General features: G+C 66.7%; 13 protein-coding genes. 5 read left to right on the top strand and 8 right to left on the bottom strand.

What is annotated here, in order from left to right; genetic code table 11:
* Positions 1–203 precede the first annotated feature (203 nt).
* Both AC1RQC_RS17670 and AC1RQC_RS17665 read right to left on the bottom strand, forming a co-directional pair.
* Positions 204–1,115, bottom strand: a complete 912-nt coding sequence (locus AC1RQC_RS17670) for a LysR family transcriptional regulator (RefSeq protein WP_492811813.1) — start codon at positions 1,113–1,115, stop codon at positions 204–206.
* A 439-nt stretch (positions 1,116–1,554) separates the two neighbouring features.
* The gene (locus AC1RQC_RS17665) at positions 1,555–1,746 is read right to left on the bottom strand and encodes a hypothetical protein (protein WP_492371828.1); all 192 of its coding nucleotides are present in this window, start codon (positions 1,744–1,746) and stop codon (positions 1,555–1,557) included.
* A gap of 497 nt (positions 1,747–2,243) precedes the next feature.
* On the opposite strand from AC1RQC_RS17665, the gene AC1RQC_RS17660 reads away from it, so the two are divergent.
* Positions 2,244–2,696, top strand: a complete 453-nt coding sequence (locus AC1RQC_RS17660) for a GDP-mannose mannosyl hydrolase (protein WP_492811811.1) — start codon at positions 2,244–2,246, stop codon at positions 2,694–2,696.
* Between the two features lie 57 nt (positions 2,697–2,753).
* On the opposite strand, the gene galU is transcribed toward AC1RQC_RS17660, so the two are convergent.
* Complete coding sequence (gene galU / locus AC1RQC_RS17655; RefSeq protein ID WP_492884150.1) at positions 2,754–3,767, bottom strand: UTP--glucose-1-phosphate uridylyltransferase GalU; 1,014 nt, start codon at positions 3,765–3,767, stop codon at positions 2,754–2,756.
* A 292-nt stretch (positions 3,768–4,059) separates the two neighbouring features.
* Between galU and AC1RQC_RS17650 the strand changes: the two genes are divergently transcribed.
* Positions 4,060–4,710, top strand: coding sequence for a phosphatase PAP2 family protein (locus AC1RQC_RS17650; protein ID WP_492811807.1), 651 nt, complete (start codon positions 4,060–4,062; stop codon positions 4,708–4,710).
* Positions 4,711–5,137: 427 nt separating this feature from the next.
* Positions 5,138–7,600 (top strand): hypothetical protein, encoded by a 2,463-nt coding sequence (locus AC1RQC_RS17645; protein ID WP_492811805.1) that lies wholly within the window; start codon positions 5,138–5,140, stop codon positions 7,598–7,600.
* 121 nt (positions 7,601–7,721) lie between these two features.
* Here the strand turns inward: AC1RQC_RS17645 and AC1RQC_RS17640 are convergent, their stop codons facing one another.
* The 5 genes from AC1RQC_RS17640 to AC1RQC_RS17620 all read right to left on the bottom strand — a co-directional run bounded on the left by AC1RQC_RS17640 (position 7,722) and on the right by AC1RQC_RS17620 (position 12,966).
* Positions 7,722–8,195, bottom strand: coding sequence for a transposase (locus AC1RQC_RS17640; protein WP_492371823.1), 474 nt, complete (start codon positions 8,193–8,195; stop codon positions 7,722–7,724).
* A gap of 145 nt (positions 8,196–8,340) precedes the next feature.
* Positions 8,341–9,483 (bottom strand): acyltransferase family protein, encoded by a 1,143-nt coding sequence (locus tag AC1RQC_RS17635; RefSeq protein ID WP_492811804.1) that lies wholly within the window; start codon positions 9,481–9,483, stop codon positions 8,341–8,343.
* A gap of 10 nt (positions 9,484–9,493) precedes the next feature.
* Positions 9,494–10,219, bottom strand: coding sequence for a DapH/DapD/GlmU-related protein (locus AC1RQC_RS17630; RefSeq protein WP_492371821.1), 726 nt, complete (start codon positions 10,217–10,219; stop codon positions 9,494–9,496).
* Positions 10,220–10,477: 258 nt separating this feature from the next.
* Positions 10,478–11,614: an acyltransferase family protein gene (locus AC1RQC_RS17625; RefSeq protein ID WP_492371820.1), complete on the bottom strand. Its 1,137-nt coding sequence runs from the start codon at positions 11,612–11,614 to the stop codon at positions 10,478–10,480.
* A 137-nt stretch (positions 11,615–11,751) separates the two neighbouring features.
* Positions 11,752–12,966: a glycosyltransferase gene (locus AC1RQC_RS17620; RefSeq protein WP_492371819.1), complete on the bottom strand. Its 1,215-nt coding sequence runs from the start codon at positions 12,964–12,966 to the stop codon at positions 11,752–11,754.
* A 313-nt stretch (positions 12,967–13,279) separates the two neighbouring features.
* On the opposite strand from AC1RQC_RS17620, the gene AC1RQC_RS17615 reads away from it, so the two are divergent.
* Both AC1RQC_RS17615 and AC1RQC_RS17610 read left to right on the top strand, forming a co-directional pair.
* Positions 13,280–14,536, top strand: a complete 1,257-nt coding sequence (locus tag AC1RQC_RS17615) for an oligosaccharide flippase family protein (RefSeq protein ID WP_492884147.1) — start codon at positions 13,280–13,282, stop codon at positions 14,534–14,536.
* Complete coding sequence (locus tag AC1RQC_RS17610; RefSeq protein ID WP_492387219.1) at positions 14,536–15,600, top strand: glycosyltransferase family 4 protein; 1,065 nt, start codon at positions 14,536–14,538, stop codon at positions 15,598–15,600. The genes AC1RQC_RS17615 and AC1RQC_RS17610 overlap by 1 nt, the downstream gene beginning before the upstream one ends.
* The last annotated feature ends 5 nt before the right edge of the window (positions 15,601–15,605 follow it).

Genomic DNA, 15,605 nt, shown 5'->3' with positions numbered 1-15,605 from the left:
GTGTTGGGTGAATGGCGCCGCCCGGTGGCAGCTGGCACAGGGACCGAAGGGTTCTTGAAGGGGTCTTGGGAGAAGGCCTGCCTGCGCCGTGTCCGGTCCGTGTGCGTGGATGGATCATAGGTGCGTCCCGAAGCACGAAAAACGGCCCCGGCGAGAAGGCACTATTCTCGTTGCGAGAAGAATCCGGGCGCCTGGCGCCCCCGTCAGCTTGCCGGTGCGTTCAGCGTACTGTCCGCGCGCAGCGTTTCGATGGCGAGGTCCAGGAAGGCGCGGACCTTGCGCGTGGCATGGCGGCCTTCCCGGTGGATCACGTTGATGGGCAGGGGCGGCGGCTCCAAGTCGGCCAGCACGATGCGCAGCGAGCCGTCGCGCAGCTGCCTGGCCACCTGGTACGACAGCAACCGCACGACGCCAAAGCCGGACACGGCGGCGGCAATTGCGGAGTCACTGGTGGTGGTGGTCAGGCGCGGCTGCAGCCGGGTGACCACGGGCGTGCCGTCGCGGTTGAAGCGCCACTCCGCCGTGTTGCTGGCGCCATTGGGCAGGATGGTCGCATGGCCGGCGAGGTCGCCCGGGGTTTGCGGCTCGCCGTGCCTGGCCAGGTAAGACGGCGCCGCGCACACCACGCGCCGCACCTGGCCCACGCGCACGGCTTGCAGCGACGAATCCGGCAGCGACCCGATGCGGATGCCCACGTCGATGCCTTCGTCGACCAGGTTCACGATCCGGTCCAGGAACAGGCAGGTCGCGTCGACTTCCGGGTAGCGGTTCAGGTATTCGGTGACGATCGGCATCACGTAGGCGGCGCCAAACAGCACCGAAGCCGTGATGGCAAGCTGGCCGCGCGGCGCCGCGTGCGCGCCCGTCGCCGCCAGTTCGGCTTCGTCGATCTCGCTCAGCAGGCGGCGGCAGTTCTCGAAGTAAGCCGCGCCGGTGTCGGTCATGCGGACCAGCCGCGTGGTACGGGTCAGCAGGCGCACGCCCAGGTGCGTTTCCAGCTCGTTGACGATGCGGCTGACCACCGATAGCGAGATATCCAGCTTGCGCGCGGCGGCGGTGAAGCCGCCTGCCTCCACCACGGTGACGAAGGTCTTCATGGCCTGCAGTCGATCCACGCCCGCTCTCCCGGCCCGTGCGGGCACTTGATGATGTGGCCGAGTATATAAGGACCGGTACGACGCCGTGCGGGGGGGCGGCACATCGACGCGCCGGCCCATAAAAAAAGCCATTCCGAAGAATGGCCTTTTACACCCCGCGACATCCACACCACGTTGCTCCTGCCCCATTGGCTCTATGGCCTGTGTGGGCAATGCTGGAGTCACGCTGCGAAGACCGGCAAGCAAGTCGTTCCAGGCGGCAAAGCCGCTTGTGGCCCAGCTTTCGGATTTAATAACTTATGCGCTGCAACTTGTCACGCGACGGATGATACGTACTAGCGTTGGGGCATCGTATGGGGAAAAGCCCCTATTTTCCCTCGCTGTTCTCGCGCTCATTTGCGCCGCGGTGTGCTTCGTGGGGCATGTATCACGCCGGGCGCGCGCCCAGCCCATGGCTTTACCCGAAGATGCGCGCTTCGCCCGCCGTGTCGTGGCGCGTTGGCGCGCGTTCGCGGAGCTGGCGCTCCAGTTCGGAGATGCGATGGTCGACACGGGTCCGCTTGCGGTTGCGCCGGATGGCAAGTGCCGTGCACAGCACTGCCATAAGGATGCAGCCGAGCTGGGCGAGCTGTATCGGGTCGTATTGCATAGGAATTCCTGGGCATCGTCGCGCGCGGTGGCGCAATCTGGCGCGCGGCCAGTGACAGTCGGCCGCCAGTGAAATAACGGCAGCGGCGGGAGAATTTTAAGGCATAGCCTGCACTGGGTGCGCCAGGCAGTCGCCATCCGCCATTCGTTCGCCGGGCGCAACGCCTGGTGCGCTAGCCCACCTTCGAATCACCTCGCCGCGGGTAGGCTCCATACGTCGCGGACAGGTCTGACCCACTTGCCCGTGCTTTGCGCCTCGCCTATCCCCCGGTGGGCGAGGCGTCTTTCTGCGCCGGCAGGGTCGTGTCGACGGGTTTCGGTCCAGCCCCAAGGCGGAACGATGTGTTCCCGGGCCCCCCTGCGCGGCATGCATGCCGGCGCTGTTCTTTTTTCGGGGCAGCACGCTTGCTGCGGAATGAAGCGGACCGTAGCTAGCTCAAGCAGGCTCAGGCAGGTTCAAGCAGATGGTAGTCTTTCGATTTTGGAGTCGCGCGCGCAATGCTTGCCAGATCGGATTTTCTCTCCGTGGTTGCCAACACCCCGCTGGTCTCGATCGACCTGCTTGTCACCGATGTGCAAGGCCGGGTGTTGCTTGGCCGGCGCCGTAACCGGCCGGCCCAAGGGTCGTGGTTCGTGCCGGGCGGGCGCATCCGCAAGGACGAGAGCCTGGATGCCGCGTTCCGGCGCATCGTGGCGGACGAACTTGGCCTCACCGGGGTCGAGCGCGGCGATGCCGCGCCGCGCGGTGTGTTCGAACATCACTATCCGGACAACTTCGCCGCAGAGCCCGGCATCTCCACGCACTACGTGGTGCTTGCCTATGCGTGGACCATGCCCGGCGCCGCGCCGCTCGGGCAACCTGACCAGCACAGCGAGTATTGCTGGATGACGCCGGCCGAGCTGCTGGCGCATGGCGAGGTGCACGAGAACACAAGGGCATATTTCCGCTGACCGGGGCCGGCTGCAAGACGGCCCCGGTGCTTCGCGCCGGGATGGCGTCGGCCAGGGTCAGGCGGCCAGCGGAATCAAGCGCGCATCGCTCTCGGTTTCCGCTTCGTGCTGTGCTTCGGTTTGCACATCGGTTTGGAGCCCGGGCGTCGAGATTGCCGCTTGCGCCAGCCGGTCGTTGCCCTGGGCCAGGGCTTGCGCGACGATGGCGCATTCGGTGCGCAGGTACTCCGCGAACGGTGCGCTGACTTCAGCATGGCGCAGCGCGAACTCCACGGTGGCCTTCAGGTAGCCCAGCTTGCTGCCGCAATCGAAGCGGCGTCCCTCATAGCGGTAGGCAAGCGCCTGTTCGCGCGCCAGCAGCGCCTGGATGGCGTCCGTGAGCTGCAACTCGCCGCCGGCGCCCGGCTTGAGCGCGCTGAGGAATTCGAAGATGCTGGGCATCAGCACGTAACGCCCCACCACCCCAAGATTGGACGGTGCCACTTCCGGCGCGGGCTTCTCCACGATGCCGGACATCTTGAAGAGGCGGTCGTCCCAAGGCTTGCCGTCGATCACGCCATAGGAGCGTGAATCCTGCGGCTGGATCTCCTCCACGCCGATGACGGAGCTGTGATAGTGGTCGAACACCTCGATCATCTGCTTGAGCACAGGCGTGCGCGCGTCGAGCAGGTCGTCGGCCAGTATCACGGCGAAGGGCTCGTCCCCGATCAGCTTGCTGGCGCAGCGCACCGCGTGGCCCAGTCCCAGGGGCTCTGCCTGCCGCACATAGAAGCAATCGACGTGGGCCGGCTTGATGCTGCGCACCAGGTCCAGCAATTGCTGCTTGCCGCGCGCCATCAGTTCGGCCTCGACCTCGTAGGACTTGTCGAAGTGATCCTCGATGGCGCGCTTGCTGCGCCCCGTCACAAAGATCAGCTCGGTAATGCCCGCGGCCATCGCTTCTTCCACGGCGTACTGGATCAGTGGCTTGTCGACCACCGGCAACATCTCTTTCGGGCTGGCCTTGGTGGCCGGCAGAAATCGCGTGCCGAGGCCGGCCACCGGGAATACGGCTTTCCTGATCTTGAGCATGAAACTACCCCCGTCGTCTGGTTTGAAAGGCTTGGCGTCTTGCCGGTCGGTTGCCTTGGCGCGCGCGGCTCCTGCCGCATGGCATGGTCCCGGAGCCAGCCGTGGCGAAGCCAGCGTATCGCTGCGCAGCGCGCGCTATCTGCCAACAGTTCGCTGTATTCCGACAGCGCATGCATCGCGCCGCCCTGGCCTCGCGCGAGGGGCATACATTGTGGCCAATGGGAGGCGCCAACAGGAAGGCGCCAACAGGGAAGCCGGCAGCGCCATAGAAGGTGATCGATGAGGGTGATCGATGAAGGTGATCGAAGGCGAGCTCAGCGGCGCGCTCGCCCGCACGCCAACGCAAGCAGATGGAAACACGATGAACTGGTACCGGATCACAGACCTCGGCGATGCCGCGGTGACGCTGCCGCTGGCGCTGACCACCGGCCTGTGGCTGCTGCAAAGCACCGGGTGGCGGGTGGCGCTGCGCTGGGCCCTGTGCCTGGCAGCGGCCGCGGCGCTGGTGCTGGCCAGCAAGCTGCTGCACACCGGCTGCGGCACGGTGCTGGAGCGCTTCGACATGCGCGTGATCAGCGGCCACGCGATGCTCTCGTCGGCGGTGTGGTCCGTGTTCCTTGGCTCGCTGTTGCGCAGCTTCCGGGCCTCGTGGCGCCAGGCCGGCTTCGTGCTCGGCCTGATGCTGGCGGCCTTGATCTGCTTTAGCCGCGTGCGCCTGGGCGCCCATACACCGGCCGAGGTCATCGCCGGGTGGCTTCTGGGCGGCGCCGTCGCGTTCTGGGTGCTGCGCGCCTGCCAGGGCGCGCCGAAGCGGCTGGGCAAATGCCTGATCGCTGGCGTTGCCCTGCTCGGGCTCTGTACGGTGGCTTACGGACGCCATGCGCCATTCCAGCAGATCATCTGGCACTACTCGCCGTATTACGCCCCGGTGATTTGCTACTAGTGCCGCCGGTGCGCCGCCTGTTCCCGGCGCGCACTGGCCACGGGCTTCGTCCGATAAACACTAAATCCTGGCGGCCAGAGCCAGGGGCGTGTGGGTAAACTTCTATCCGGCGTGCTCACCACCGTGGTGCGCCAGGCTTCGTTCGGCCCGGACCCTGCCAGCTACGCCGGAGGGCTCACTCAACCCCGCCGCGGCAGGTCTTGCAGGCCGCGCGTCTCACATGCCTTGCGTTGCGGCCTTGCTCTGGCTGGCCGCGCCAGGGGCATCGCGAATAAAACGCCTCGGCCAGAGGCTGCACGAGCAAGGCGCGTCCAGCGCCCGCCAGTTTTCCATTCATTCGGGGGCCTGCGGGGTCCCTGCGTTACTGCGTTACTGCGTTACTGTTGCGCCCGCGTTGACCCGACGCAGGCCAAACGATGGGGAAGCCATGTCGACGCTTACCAGCCCGAACCCGGCCCCGGCTGCGGGGAGCCCTTGGATACGTGTTGCCTTGCAGCGCGCCGGCATCCTGTTGCTGCTGTTGTTTGCCATCGCGGGTTGCGGCGGCGACCGCAGCGGCGACGCTACCAGCGCAACCCCCGCGGCAACCCTGCAGCCAGCGGACGTCACCTGGACGCTGTGCGCCTCGGAATACCAGACCTGCGCCTTCACCGGCACCCACCAGGTCAAGTACGGCACCGATACGCAGTACGTCATCAAGACCTTCACCGGCGGCACCAGTTGCGACAACGGCGTGTTCGGCGACCCCGCATCCGGGTTTGCCAAGAGTTGCTGGTACGACTCCGGCACGAGCGGCTCGACGACGCCCCCCGCCACCAGCACCTGGGTTGCCTGCAGCTCGGAAAACGGCTTCTGCAGCTTTACCGGCACACGCCAGGTCCGCTACGGGACCGCTACGCAATACGTCACCCTGACCTTCACCAATGGCGTGGCCTGCAACAACGGCGTGTTCGGCGATCCCGCACCCGGCTTCGGCAAGACGTGTTCGTACGAGGACACCGGTACCACCACGCCCACCACGCCCACCACGCCCACGACACCCACCACCCCGACCACGCCAGTGACGCCGACGGGCAGCGGCACGCTCAGTTGCACCGCGCCTGCCGGCAGTGTCGCCGCGGCGGGCGGCGGCGATGCTATCGAGATGGATACCCCGGGTGGCGACGGCACGCGGATGTTCGCCTCGGGCAGTACCTTCCAGGTGAGCGTGACCACCCGCGCCGGCAGCGCGGATACGGTGAACTGGCAGATCTCCGACACCTGGAACAAGGTGCGCGCCAGCGGCCAGTTTCCGGTCGCCGCCGGTGCGATCGTGTCGACGCTGAACTGCACGTCCACGCTGTCAGGCTACTTCGCCGGGTCGGCAAGCCTGGCCTCCGGCGCAGGCTCGCTGCTCGCACGCGGCACCCGGCCCAGCGGTATTGCGACCTTCGGTGTACTGCCCGACGTTTCTTCGGTGCTCCCAGCGGTCAGCTACGCCAGCCAGGACCTGCACCGCTTCGGCGGGCAAGGCGCGGCCTACCTGCTGCCCGGGCAAGGCTGCTGCGATGGCGACGGCTATCGTCCGCTCTATCCCGCGCTGGGCCTGTCGTGGGCCAACGACAACCGCAACTGGTACGTGGAAGAACCCAACGGCCCCAATACGTTCAATCCCGCGGTGGACCACCTCGCCTCGTACTTCAAGCCCGGCGACCTGATGCGGCTGATCCAGCTCGACGGCATTCCCGCCTGGGCGAGTCCCACCGGCGTGGCCACCCACAGCTACGCGCCGCAATCCTTGCCCGCTTACCAGGACTACATGACCCGGGTGGGGCAAGAGTCGAACACGGTGCGGACCCGGTATTTCCCCGCGCAATCGGCCAACTACTATCAGGTCACCTGGGAACCCGACTATAACGGCGGCCTGCCGTGGCTGGATACCGATGCCAACTTCACCGCGATGTACAAGGCCACCTTCCAGGGCGTCCACAGCACCGACCCGAGCGCGGTGATCATGGGCACCACCAACGCCATGGTGCGCGAGAACACCGTCTGGCTGAACCGGCTGGCGCCGCTGGGTTTTGCCCAGTATCTCGACGGGGTGACGGCGCACGGCTACTACGACGTAGGCACTTCGCCCTCGCATCCGCCAGAGCGCCTGGTCGGCAACAGCGATCCCTCCAACGCCGCCAACGCGCTGCCGGCCGCCATGCGCGAATTGCGCCATGCCGTCGCGACCCTGCTCAAGCGCGGCGCGCGGCTGTTCGTCACCGAGACTGGCATCAGCTACGACCTTGGCACCGCTTATGGCCCGAACTACCCGACGCAGAACGTCCTGTACGCACATGGCGCAGTGGTCGCCCGCACGCACCTGATCCTGCTAGGAGAGGGCGCGGACGTGACTTATATGTTCTACGCCACGGACATCCCCACCGACGCTGCCGGCTACGGCTTGTTCTTCGACCTGGTCAATCCGCAAGGCACCTACGGCCCCGCCAAGATCAGCCCGAAGCCCGCCGCGCTGGCAGTAGCGGCGATGACCCGGCTCATCGACGGCACCAATACGCTGGGGCCGCTCAATGGGCTGCCGTTCGGCGTCTATGGCTATGCATTCCAGCGGCTCAACAATGGCAGCGTGGTGACGGCATTGTGGGCGCACAACAATGCCAACTGGAGCGCGGCTACGGGGTTCAGCGCGACGTATAACGTTGCCTATAGCCTGCAGGTGGATGCGCCCGGGTCCAGCGGGCAGGTGACGGTGGTCGACATGATGGGGAATGCGGCGTCCGTGGCCTACGCGAATGGACAGGTTGCACTGGCTCTGACGGAGACGCCGGTTTATGTGATATCCACCAATGCTTCCGTGGCGCAGGGGAATGTGACGGCGCCGGAGGGGTATGTGGGGAGGTAGGAGGCATGGGAGGCCGCTCTTGCCAGGGCATCCGGCCGTCGGCGCAGGTGATCGTGGCTGGGGGGCTTGGGGGAGCTAGCTGCTGTCGCGGACCCGCGCCAGCGGCCCGCATTCACCGCAATCACTTATCCTCAGGCGCGGCAAACAGCGAAGTCACATTCTTGGTCAGCACCAGCAACGTCGCGGTTTCGGCCAACGCCTGCTCCTTGCGCCTCAACTCCCTCTCCAACTCCCGAATCCGCTTCTGATCCTGCTCATGCCGCCTGCGCACCGCGCCAATCCCGCGGTTGTCCGCCAGCGCCGCCGCGGCGCTTTGCCGCCAGCATTCCAGCTCGGTCGGGTCGATCGCATTCTCGCGGCACCAGGCGGTCTTCTGCAACTCGCCCATGGCGCCGGTGGCAAGCACGGCATCCAGGCGCGCTTCGCCGGCGCCGGGCGGGTTAGCCAGGGGTGGGGCGAGGGCCACCGCGCGCCAGCGCTCCAGCGCCGCCGGCGATATCCCCATCTCGGCGGACACCTGCGCAACACTGGCGTTCTCGGGAGGCAGCATCCGCGCAACGGCGCGTTCCTTGAAGGACTGTGTATATCTAGCCACTGTGATTCACCTTGATTCCTCAGTTGCCGCTCGGTTGCTGTCCTTCCTCCCCCGGGGCAAGGCCATGGCCTGGGGTGTTGGCAGTCGGTAACTCGAGTCCCGCGCGGCACGTGGCTTACGCCCGCGGGGACGGCGTCGGGTCAGCTCACGCGGCGTGCTGCTCGGCCGGCTGTGCGGCAGGCGTGCCGCGGCGGCGCGCCGGGAACAGCGCATCGCGAATGCGCAGGAAGGGGAACTCGATCGCGCGCGTGGCGGCATAGCCGGCGATGATCGCAACGGCAAACTGCAGCGCAAGGGCGAGTCCCCAGGCCACCATGACGGGGATGCCGAACGTGCTTGCCTTGCGAATAAACACGTCGCCCGGGGCCAGCGCCACGGAGTGCCACAGATAGATGCCGTAGGAATACACGCCGATCCACGCCACCGCGCGGTATAGCCTGGCGCCGCGTATCGCCCCGGAGTATTCGAGCACCAGCACGATCAGCGCGGCAAAGCCGATGGCCTGGATGGTGTAGCCGATGCTCTCCTCGAGCACCAGGTTGCGCTGCAGGAATACCAGCCAGACGACCGTGCCTGCCACCACGGCCAGCAGCAGCAGCTTTTGCCCGGCGATGCGGCGGTACAGTTCCGGTTTCATCCAATAGACCGTGGCCAGCATGACGCCGACGAGCAGGCTGTCGATGCGATATTGCGTGTAGGCGGAGGCTGCTTCCAGCTCGCCACTGGCGAGCGCGGCGCAGCGCGCGGCCAGCACCACCACGCACAAGGTGCCCAGGGTCCACAGGATGGTGTTGGCGCGCACGCGCAGGCGGGCGAACAGCAGCACCAGCGCCGGCAGGAACAGGTAAAAGTGTTCTTCCACGGCAAGGCTCCAGGTCTGCGCAATGGAGGAGCCGAGGTAGTTCTGCATGTGCGTGAGATTCTGGTACAGGAAGGTGCTGGTCGGGTGGCGGCCGGCCAGCACATGGAACAGGATCAGGGCGTAGTAGGCGGGCCAGATCTTGAAGATGCGGCGGATGATAAAGCGCCGCGCATCCACGCTGCCGCTCTGCGCGTACTGGCGCAGCAACAGCCCCCCGACCAGGAAGCCACTCAGGGTAAAGAACAGGTTGACCCCTTCGCGTCCAAAGTTCTTGAGCGGATACTCGATCAGGGCGACCCACTGGCTGCCGGTGCTGACCGTGTGGAAGTGCATTCCCATCACGGCAATGATCGCCAGCCCGCGAACGAAATCGAGTTCGATGGACCGGCTGGTCGGATTGACGTCGCGGCTTGCCTGGTAGTCCATGCTGTTCTCCTTATAGGGTGCCGGACGGGGTTGTGATGGCGGCGTGGCCAGCCGGGTCGAATCGCTTGCGGATGAACCGGCACGGATTGCCGCCGTAGATGCCTTCGGCCTCGAGCGAGTGATGCACCACCGAGAGCGGCGTGACCACCGCCGAGCGGCCGATGGTGATGCCTTTCTGGATGACGCACTTGGACGTGATCCACACACCGTCCTCGATCACGATCGGCGCGACATGCAAGTCCATGTTGCTGTCCAGGTCGTGCGAGCCCGCCGTCAGGAAGCTGCCTTGCGAGATGCAGACGTTGGAGCCGATGCGGACGCTGGCCTGGTTGTAGATCCATACATCCACGCCGAACCAGCAGCCATCGCCCACTTCCAGGTTCCAGGGCGACTTGACGCGCAGCGGGTGAACCAGCCGGCAGTGCTGGCCGATACGCGCACCGAACAGGCGCAGCAGGGCGACGCGCAGCCCGGAGAACGGATTCAGCTTATTGTTGATGATGCCGGCTTCGACCAGGAACCACGCCGCCTCGACCAGCAGGCTGCGCCGGCGCACGTAGTTGCCCTTGCCGGCGCGGGTGAGGTCGATGACGCGATGTCCCGGTGTGCTGGCGAGGCTTGCATCGCGGTTGCCTTCGCGGCTGCTTTCACGATTGGCCTCGCGGCTACTGTCACGGCCAGCCCCGCGTGGATCGCCGACCACATCGAGACAATCGGCATAAGCTTCGGTATCCATGTTCCGCCTCTCACTGGGTGGCCCCGCGGCGCTCTCGGCAATACTGGGCATCGCCGCGCGGAAGAATCCATCGTATTGCGCGCTGCATCCTGCATCCTGCATTCGCGGGAACGCGAATTCATTCATTACGTTCCTGTCGGGAAAATTATCGAACGTGAAAACGCGGCTGGCCGGCAATTTGGCGCGATTGGCCTTTCGCAAGGGGCGTTTTGGCGGCTCCGCACTACGCCGGGCGCGCAACGCGGCATGGCCGCGAGGTCAGGCGCCGATCTTGCCCTTGCCAAGCATGTCGGCGTTGCCGCGCGTGCCCGCCGGAAAGAGCGCGTCGCGCAACCGCAGGAAAGGCAGTTCAACGGCACGGGTGGTCAGGTAGCCCACCGCGATCGCAATGGCGAACTGCATGACGAGCGCCAGCACCCAGACCATCGCCGGGGGCAGCCCATGTGCCAAAGCCTCATGAATGATCAGGGCGCCGGGCGTGCGCGCCACCGTATGCCACAGATAGATGCCATAGGAATACACGCCTATCCAGGCGATGGCCCGGTACGCGACGCTGTCGCGCAGGCGGCCTGAATGCTCCAGCACCAGCACGATCAGGGCGATGAAGCCGATGGACTGGATGGTGAAGCCGATGCTCTCCTCGACCACGATATCGGCCTGGCAGAACAACAGCCATACCAGCAGTCCCGCCACGGCGGCGGCCAGCCAGCCGCGCCGTGCCGCCAGCTTGTGGTAGAGGCCGGGCTTCAGCCAGTACAGGACTGCCAGCATCACGCCAAACAGCATGCTGTCGACGCGATACTGCGTGTACACATAGGCGCCCCGGAGGTCGCCGCCGGCGACGGCCGCGCTGCGGGCCAGCAAGACCAGCACGCACGCCGTCGCCAGCAGCCATAGCAATCGTCCCGGCGTCAGCCGCCAGCGCGCGCACAGCAGCAGTGCAATCGGCAGCAGCAGGTAGAAGTGTTCTTCCACCGCCAGGCTCCAGGTCTGCGCGATGGAGCTGCCAAGATAGTTCTGCAGATGCGTCGCGTTCTGCAGCAAGAAGGTGCTGCGCGCATGATGGCCGGCCAGGGCGTGGACCAGGATCAGCAGGTAGTAGGCCGGCCAGATCTTGAAGATCCTGCGAATGAAGAAGCGCCACGTGTCCACGGTGCCGGTCTGCGCGTACTGCCGCAGCAGCAACCCGCCTACCAGGAATCCGCTGAGCGTGAAGAACAGCGTGACGGCTTCCCGCCCAAAATTCTTCAGGGGATATTCAAGCAGCCAGATCAGGCGGCTGCCGGTGTCGACGGTATGGAAGTGAATGCCCATGACGGCGATGATGGCAAGGCCCCTGACGAAATCCAGTTCGACGAAGCGGCTGTGGGAACGCGCGTCTGCGGTGCGATGCATGCAAAGGGCCTCCTGCCGGTGCGTTTGCGCACGGCGTGCTGTCGACCCTGGGTGATATGGATTCGTGGCCATGGCGTTGCCATGGCTGCGCGGGCAGCGGCACCCCGTACGGGTGCGGCTTGTATCGGAAGCGAGCGTCAGGCAGCCGCGCGGCGCAGGGTCTGCTTGAATTCGCTCAAGGTATGCCGGGCCAGCAGGTGGGCCCTGGCGGCTGCGGCCGGCGGCGCGGCTGCCGCCACGGGCCAGGAGAGCTGGTCCAGCGCGCGCTGGATGGCGGGGCCGGACAGGTCTTCCAGCACCGGCCCGAGTTCCTGCCCCTGGCAGAACCAGCCGATCAGGCCGTCGGTGGTGGCGATCACGGGCTTGCCAAAGCGGTAGGCCTGCACCAGTACGCCGCTCATGCCGTAGTGGCCCTTGTAGCCGAGCCAGACGGCGTCGCAGGCGGAGAACAGGTCGGCCTCTTCCTCGTTGGTGATGAAGCGGTCGAAGATCACGGGCGGCGGCGACAGCGTGGGCGCGGCCGCCTGCAGGAACGCGCGCGTCTGCGGGTCTTGCTGGCCGGCCACCACCAGCGTGGGCGCGCGTGGGTGGCCGGCCAGCGCCGTGACCAGCTCGCAAATGCCCTTGCGTTCCGTGACCGCGCCGTACACCAGCAGGTAGGTGCCGGCGCTGTGCCCCGGGCCTTGGCCCAACCCCAGGCCCAGCCGCAGCCTGGCGGCAGCGGGATCGGCCGGGAGCGCGTCGGGGCAGGGATCGGCCAGGTAGGCGAGGGCGGTGCGGCCGTTGCCGCGTGGGTACCACTGCGGCAACGTCGGGTCGATCGACAGCAGCGTCTTCATGCCGCCGGACTCGACGGCGCGCCGGAACAACCACGTCTTGATCGCGTTCACCAGCGGCTGGTGCGGGGACTTCACGCCCACCTTGCTGTGATGGAAGTTTGCGCGCATCGTAATGCCGACCCATGGCACCTTGGCGAATGGCGAGCCAAGCAGCGGGAGCACGTAGAGGAAGTAGTCGGCATAGGGCACCAGCACCAGCGAGATGTCGCGCAGGCCGGCGGCGACCTGGAAGGCATGGCGGAAAGTGCGCCAGAAACGCACATAGCTGAGCTTGCCGAGGCCGCTGCCTACCGCGGGCGGTGGCTGCGTAAAGACGATACTGGCGACGATGCCGGCGGCGGGATCCTGCGCGGCCAGCATGCGCTGGGCGAGCGGATGCGCCTGGTTGCCGGGGTCGGTGACCACCAGGCAGTGGTAGCCGGCTTCCGTGTAGGCCTGCACCGCCCATTCGACGTAGCGCCACCGGTGGCCGGTGAAATCGTGCTCGATGATCAGTGCGGTCGGCTCGGACATCGCGTCTCCAGGCACGGTGGGGCGAGCCCGGTGTGCGGCGGGTTGCGGATGTTGCCACACTAACACCGCCGTCTTTGCGCCGGCCGCCAATTTGCGGGCCGGCTTGGCGGATAAAGGCGGGGCCCGATTGCGCAAGCCCACCCGGGCGTCGCGCGCATGTGACGGATTAACGCTAGGCGATGGCGATTCCTGTTGCCGCGCCTACGGTAAGTTGTGCTTCATGGCTGGCGCGCGGCGCCGGCCGGGCCGGCACGGATGCCCGTGCTGGCCGCGCCGGTGCCTGGCTTCGGCGCTCAACCCATGGTGAGGCAATATGGCCAGGTCCCTGAGGAATGCCTTCTTCCTGCCGTTGACCGGCCTGCATGCCAGTTCGGCCGCGTGGGTGCTGGGGCAGCAGGTGCTGGTGCGGGGGCTGGTGGCCATCAAGTTCCTCATGGTCGGGCGCATCCTCGGCCCGTCTGCGGTCGGGATTGCCGCCGTGGCGCTGCTGGCCGTGGCGATTGCCGAGGCGCTCAGCGATACCGGCTTGCCCCAGGCGGTGGTGCAGGACAAGCAAACGCCCACCCCCGACCAGCTCAGTGCGCTCTGGACCGCGCTGACGTGCCGGGGCGCGGGGGTGGCATTGCTGCTGGTCGCGCTGGCGCCGCTGCTGGAGGCGCAGTTCCACCTCGCGGGCTCCTTGCTGCTGCTGCAGCTGGCCGCCGCCCTGCCGCTGATCCGCGGCCTGGCCTCGCCGGCCTATTTTGTGGTAACGCGCGACCGGGGCTTCCAGCATATTGCCGGGATCGAGGTGGCGGCTGCCGGTACCGACTGCGGCGTCAGCCTGGCGTGCGCCTTCGCGGGCGCGGGCGCCATGTCCATCCTGATCGGGTTGCTCGCTGGCGAATCCGTCAAGACCGCGCTCACCTGGCTGAGCATGCGCCCGCGGCCGCCTCTGCGCCTCAAGTGGGCCGGCATCGGCCATTACGTGGGTTTCAGCCGCTGGATCTGGGCGGGCAGCGTGGTCAACCTGCTGCTCAACCAGTTCGACAAGGTCATCGTTGGCAAGCTGCTCGGCCCGGCCCAGCTGGGCGCCTACCAGATGTCGTCCAAGTTCGCGCAGATGCTGCTCGCCGATGCGGGCATCGCGATCTCGCAGTACCTGTTTCCCACCTTTGCCGCTCGTTTCCGCAAGCAGGATGGCTCCGATGCGGTGCTGCTGCGCCGCTTCGTGGTGGTCGGCGGCCTGGGGCTGGCGGTCGTGGTGGTGGTGCTGCGGCTGGTGGCGCAGCCGCTGTTCCTGCTGGTGCTGGGGCCGGCCTGGCTCGGCGCGGTGCCGTTGTTCCGCATCTTCACCATCAACATGGCAATTGGCGGGCTGATTGCCGTGCTGGTCGCCTACCTGCGCGCCGTGGGCATTCCCAAGGCTGCCACGCATGCCTCGGTGCTCCAGGTCTGCGTATTGCTGGCCACGGTGCCGCCTGCCACCCGTTACTGGGGTGCGCAGGGCATTGCCTGGTCGATGACGGCGGGCCTGGCGGTCGCGGCGGCATGGATGCTCTACCAGATCCTGAAAATGAGGAGGGTGTGATGCGGATTCTCCATCTTGTGCTGGCACCGCGCCTTTCAGGCGCGGAGATGCTGGCGAAAGACCTGGCCATCTACCAGCAGGCCCACGGCGACACGGTCTGCGTGTCGGCCCTGATGCCGCAGCAGGATGACTTCGCGGCGCTGCGCGCGCAGCTCGATGCGGCTGGCGTGCTGTGCCTGTTTCCGGACCAGCCCCAGCGCCTGCCGGGCCGGCTCTGGCACCTGCGCGGCGTGCTGCGCGACTACCAGCCGGATATCATCTTCGCGCATGCCACCATCCCGGCCTTCTACGCGCGGGCCTTGCCGTCGCGGGTGCCGGTGGTCTACGTGATGCACTCCGCCGCCAACGATTTCGAGAGCACCATGTTCCGCTACGTCGAGCGGATGCTGTCCGCGCGCGCCCGCGCGGTGATCGGGGTGTCGCAGGGGAATCTGCGCGATTACATCAACTCGGTGGGCACGCACCCGTTGATGGCGGTGATTCCCAATGGCGTGGACACCCGGCGCTTCTTTGTGCGGCCCGCGGGCCAGCGTGAGGCGGCGTCGCGGCTCGTCATCCAGGTGGGCCGCTATGCGGCGATCAAGAACCAGCTGCATACCGTGCTGGCGTTTCGCGAGGCGCTCAAGAGCGTGCCGAACGCGCGGCTGGAGATGTATGGCGTGATCGAGGATCCCGATTACTACGTCAAGGTCTGCGCCCTGGTGGAAGAACTGGGCCTGGCCGGCAAGGTGCGGGTCAACGGGCCGCAGACCAATATCCCGGAGCTGCTGGCGGGCGCAGCCGTGTTTGCCATGCCGTCCGCGTCGGAGGCGCACAGCATTGCCTTTCTCGAAGCATTGGCCACAGGCATGCCGGTCGTGGCGAGCGGCATCCCCGCTTTTGCATTCGCACGCGACTTCGCCGGCGTGCAACTGCTGGACACCGGCGACGCCGCCGCCTATGGCGCGGCGCTGACCGTGGCGCTGGCGCAGCCACGGGTTGCGCGCTCGCTCGATGGCTTGACGCTCAAGGACACGGCCGACCAGTACCGCGCGCTGGCGCGCAGGCTGATCAGCATGGCGTGACGGCT

The organism is Cupriavidus sp. GW822-FHT03E04, from assembly GCF_058801495.1.
This window is presented reverse-complemented; position numbering and strand designations above follow the sequence as displayed.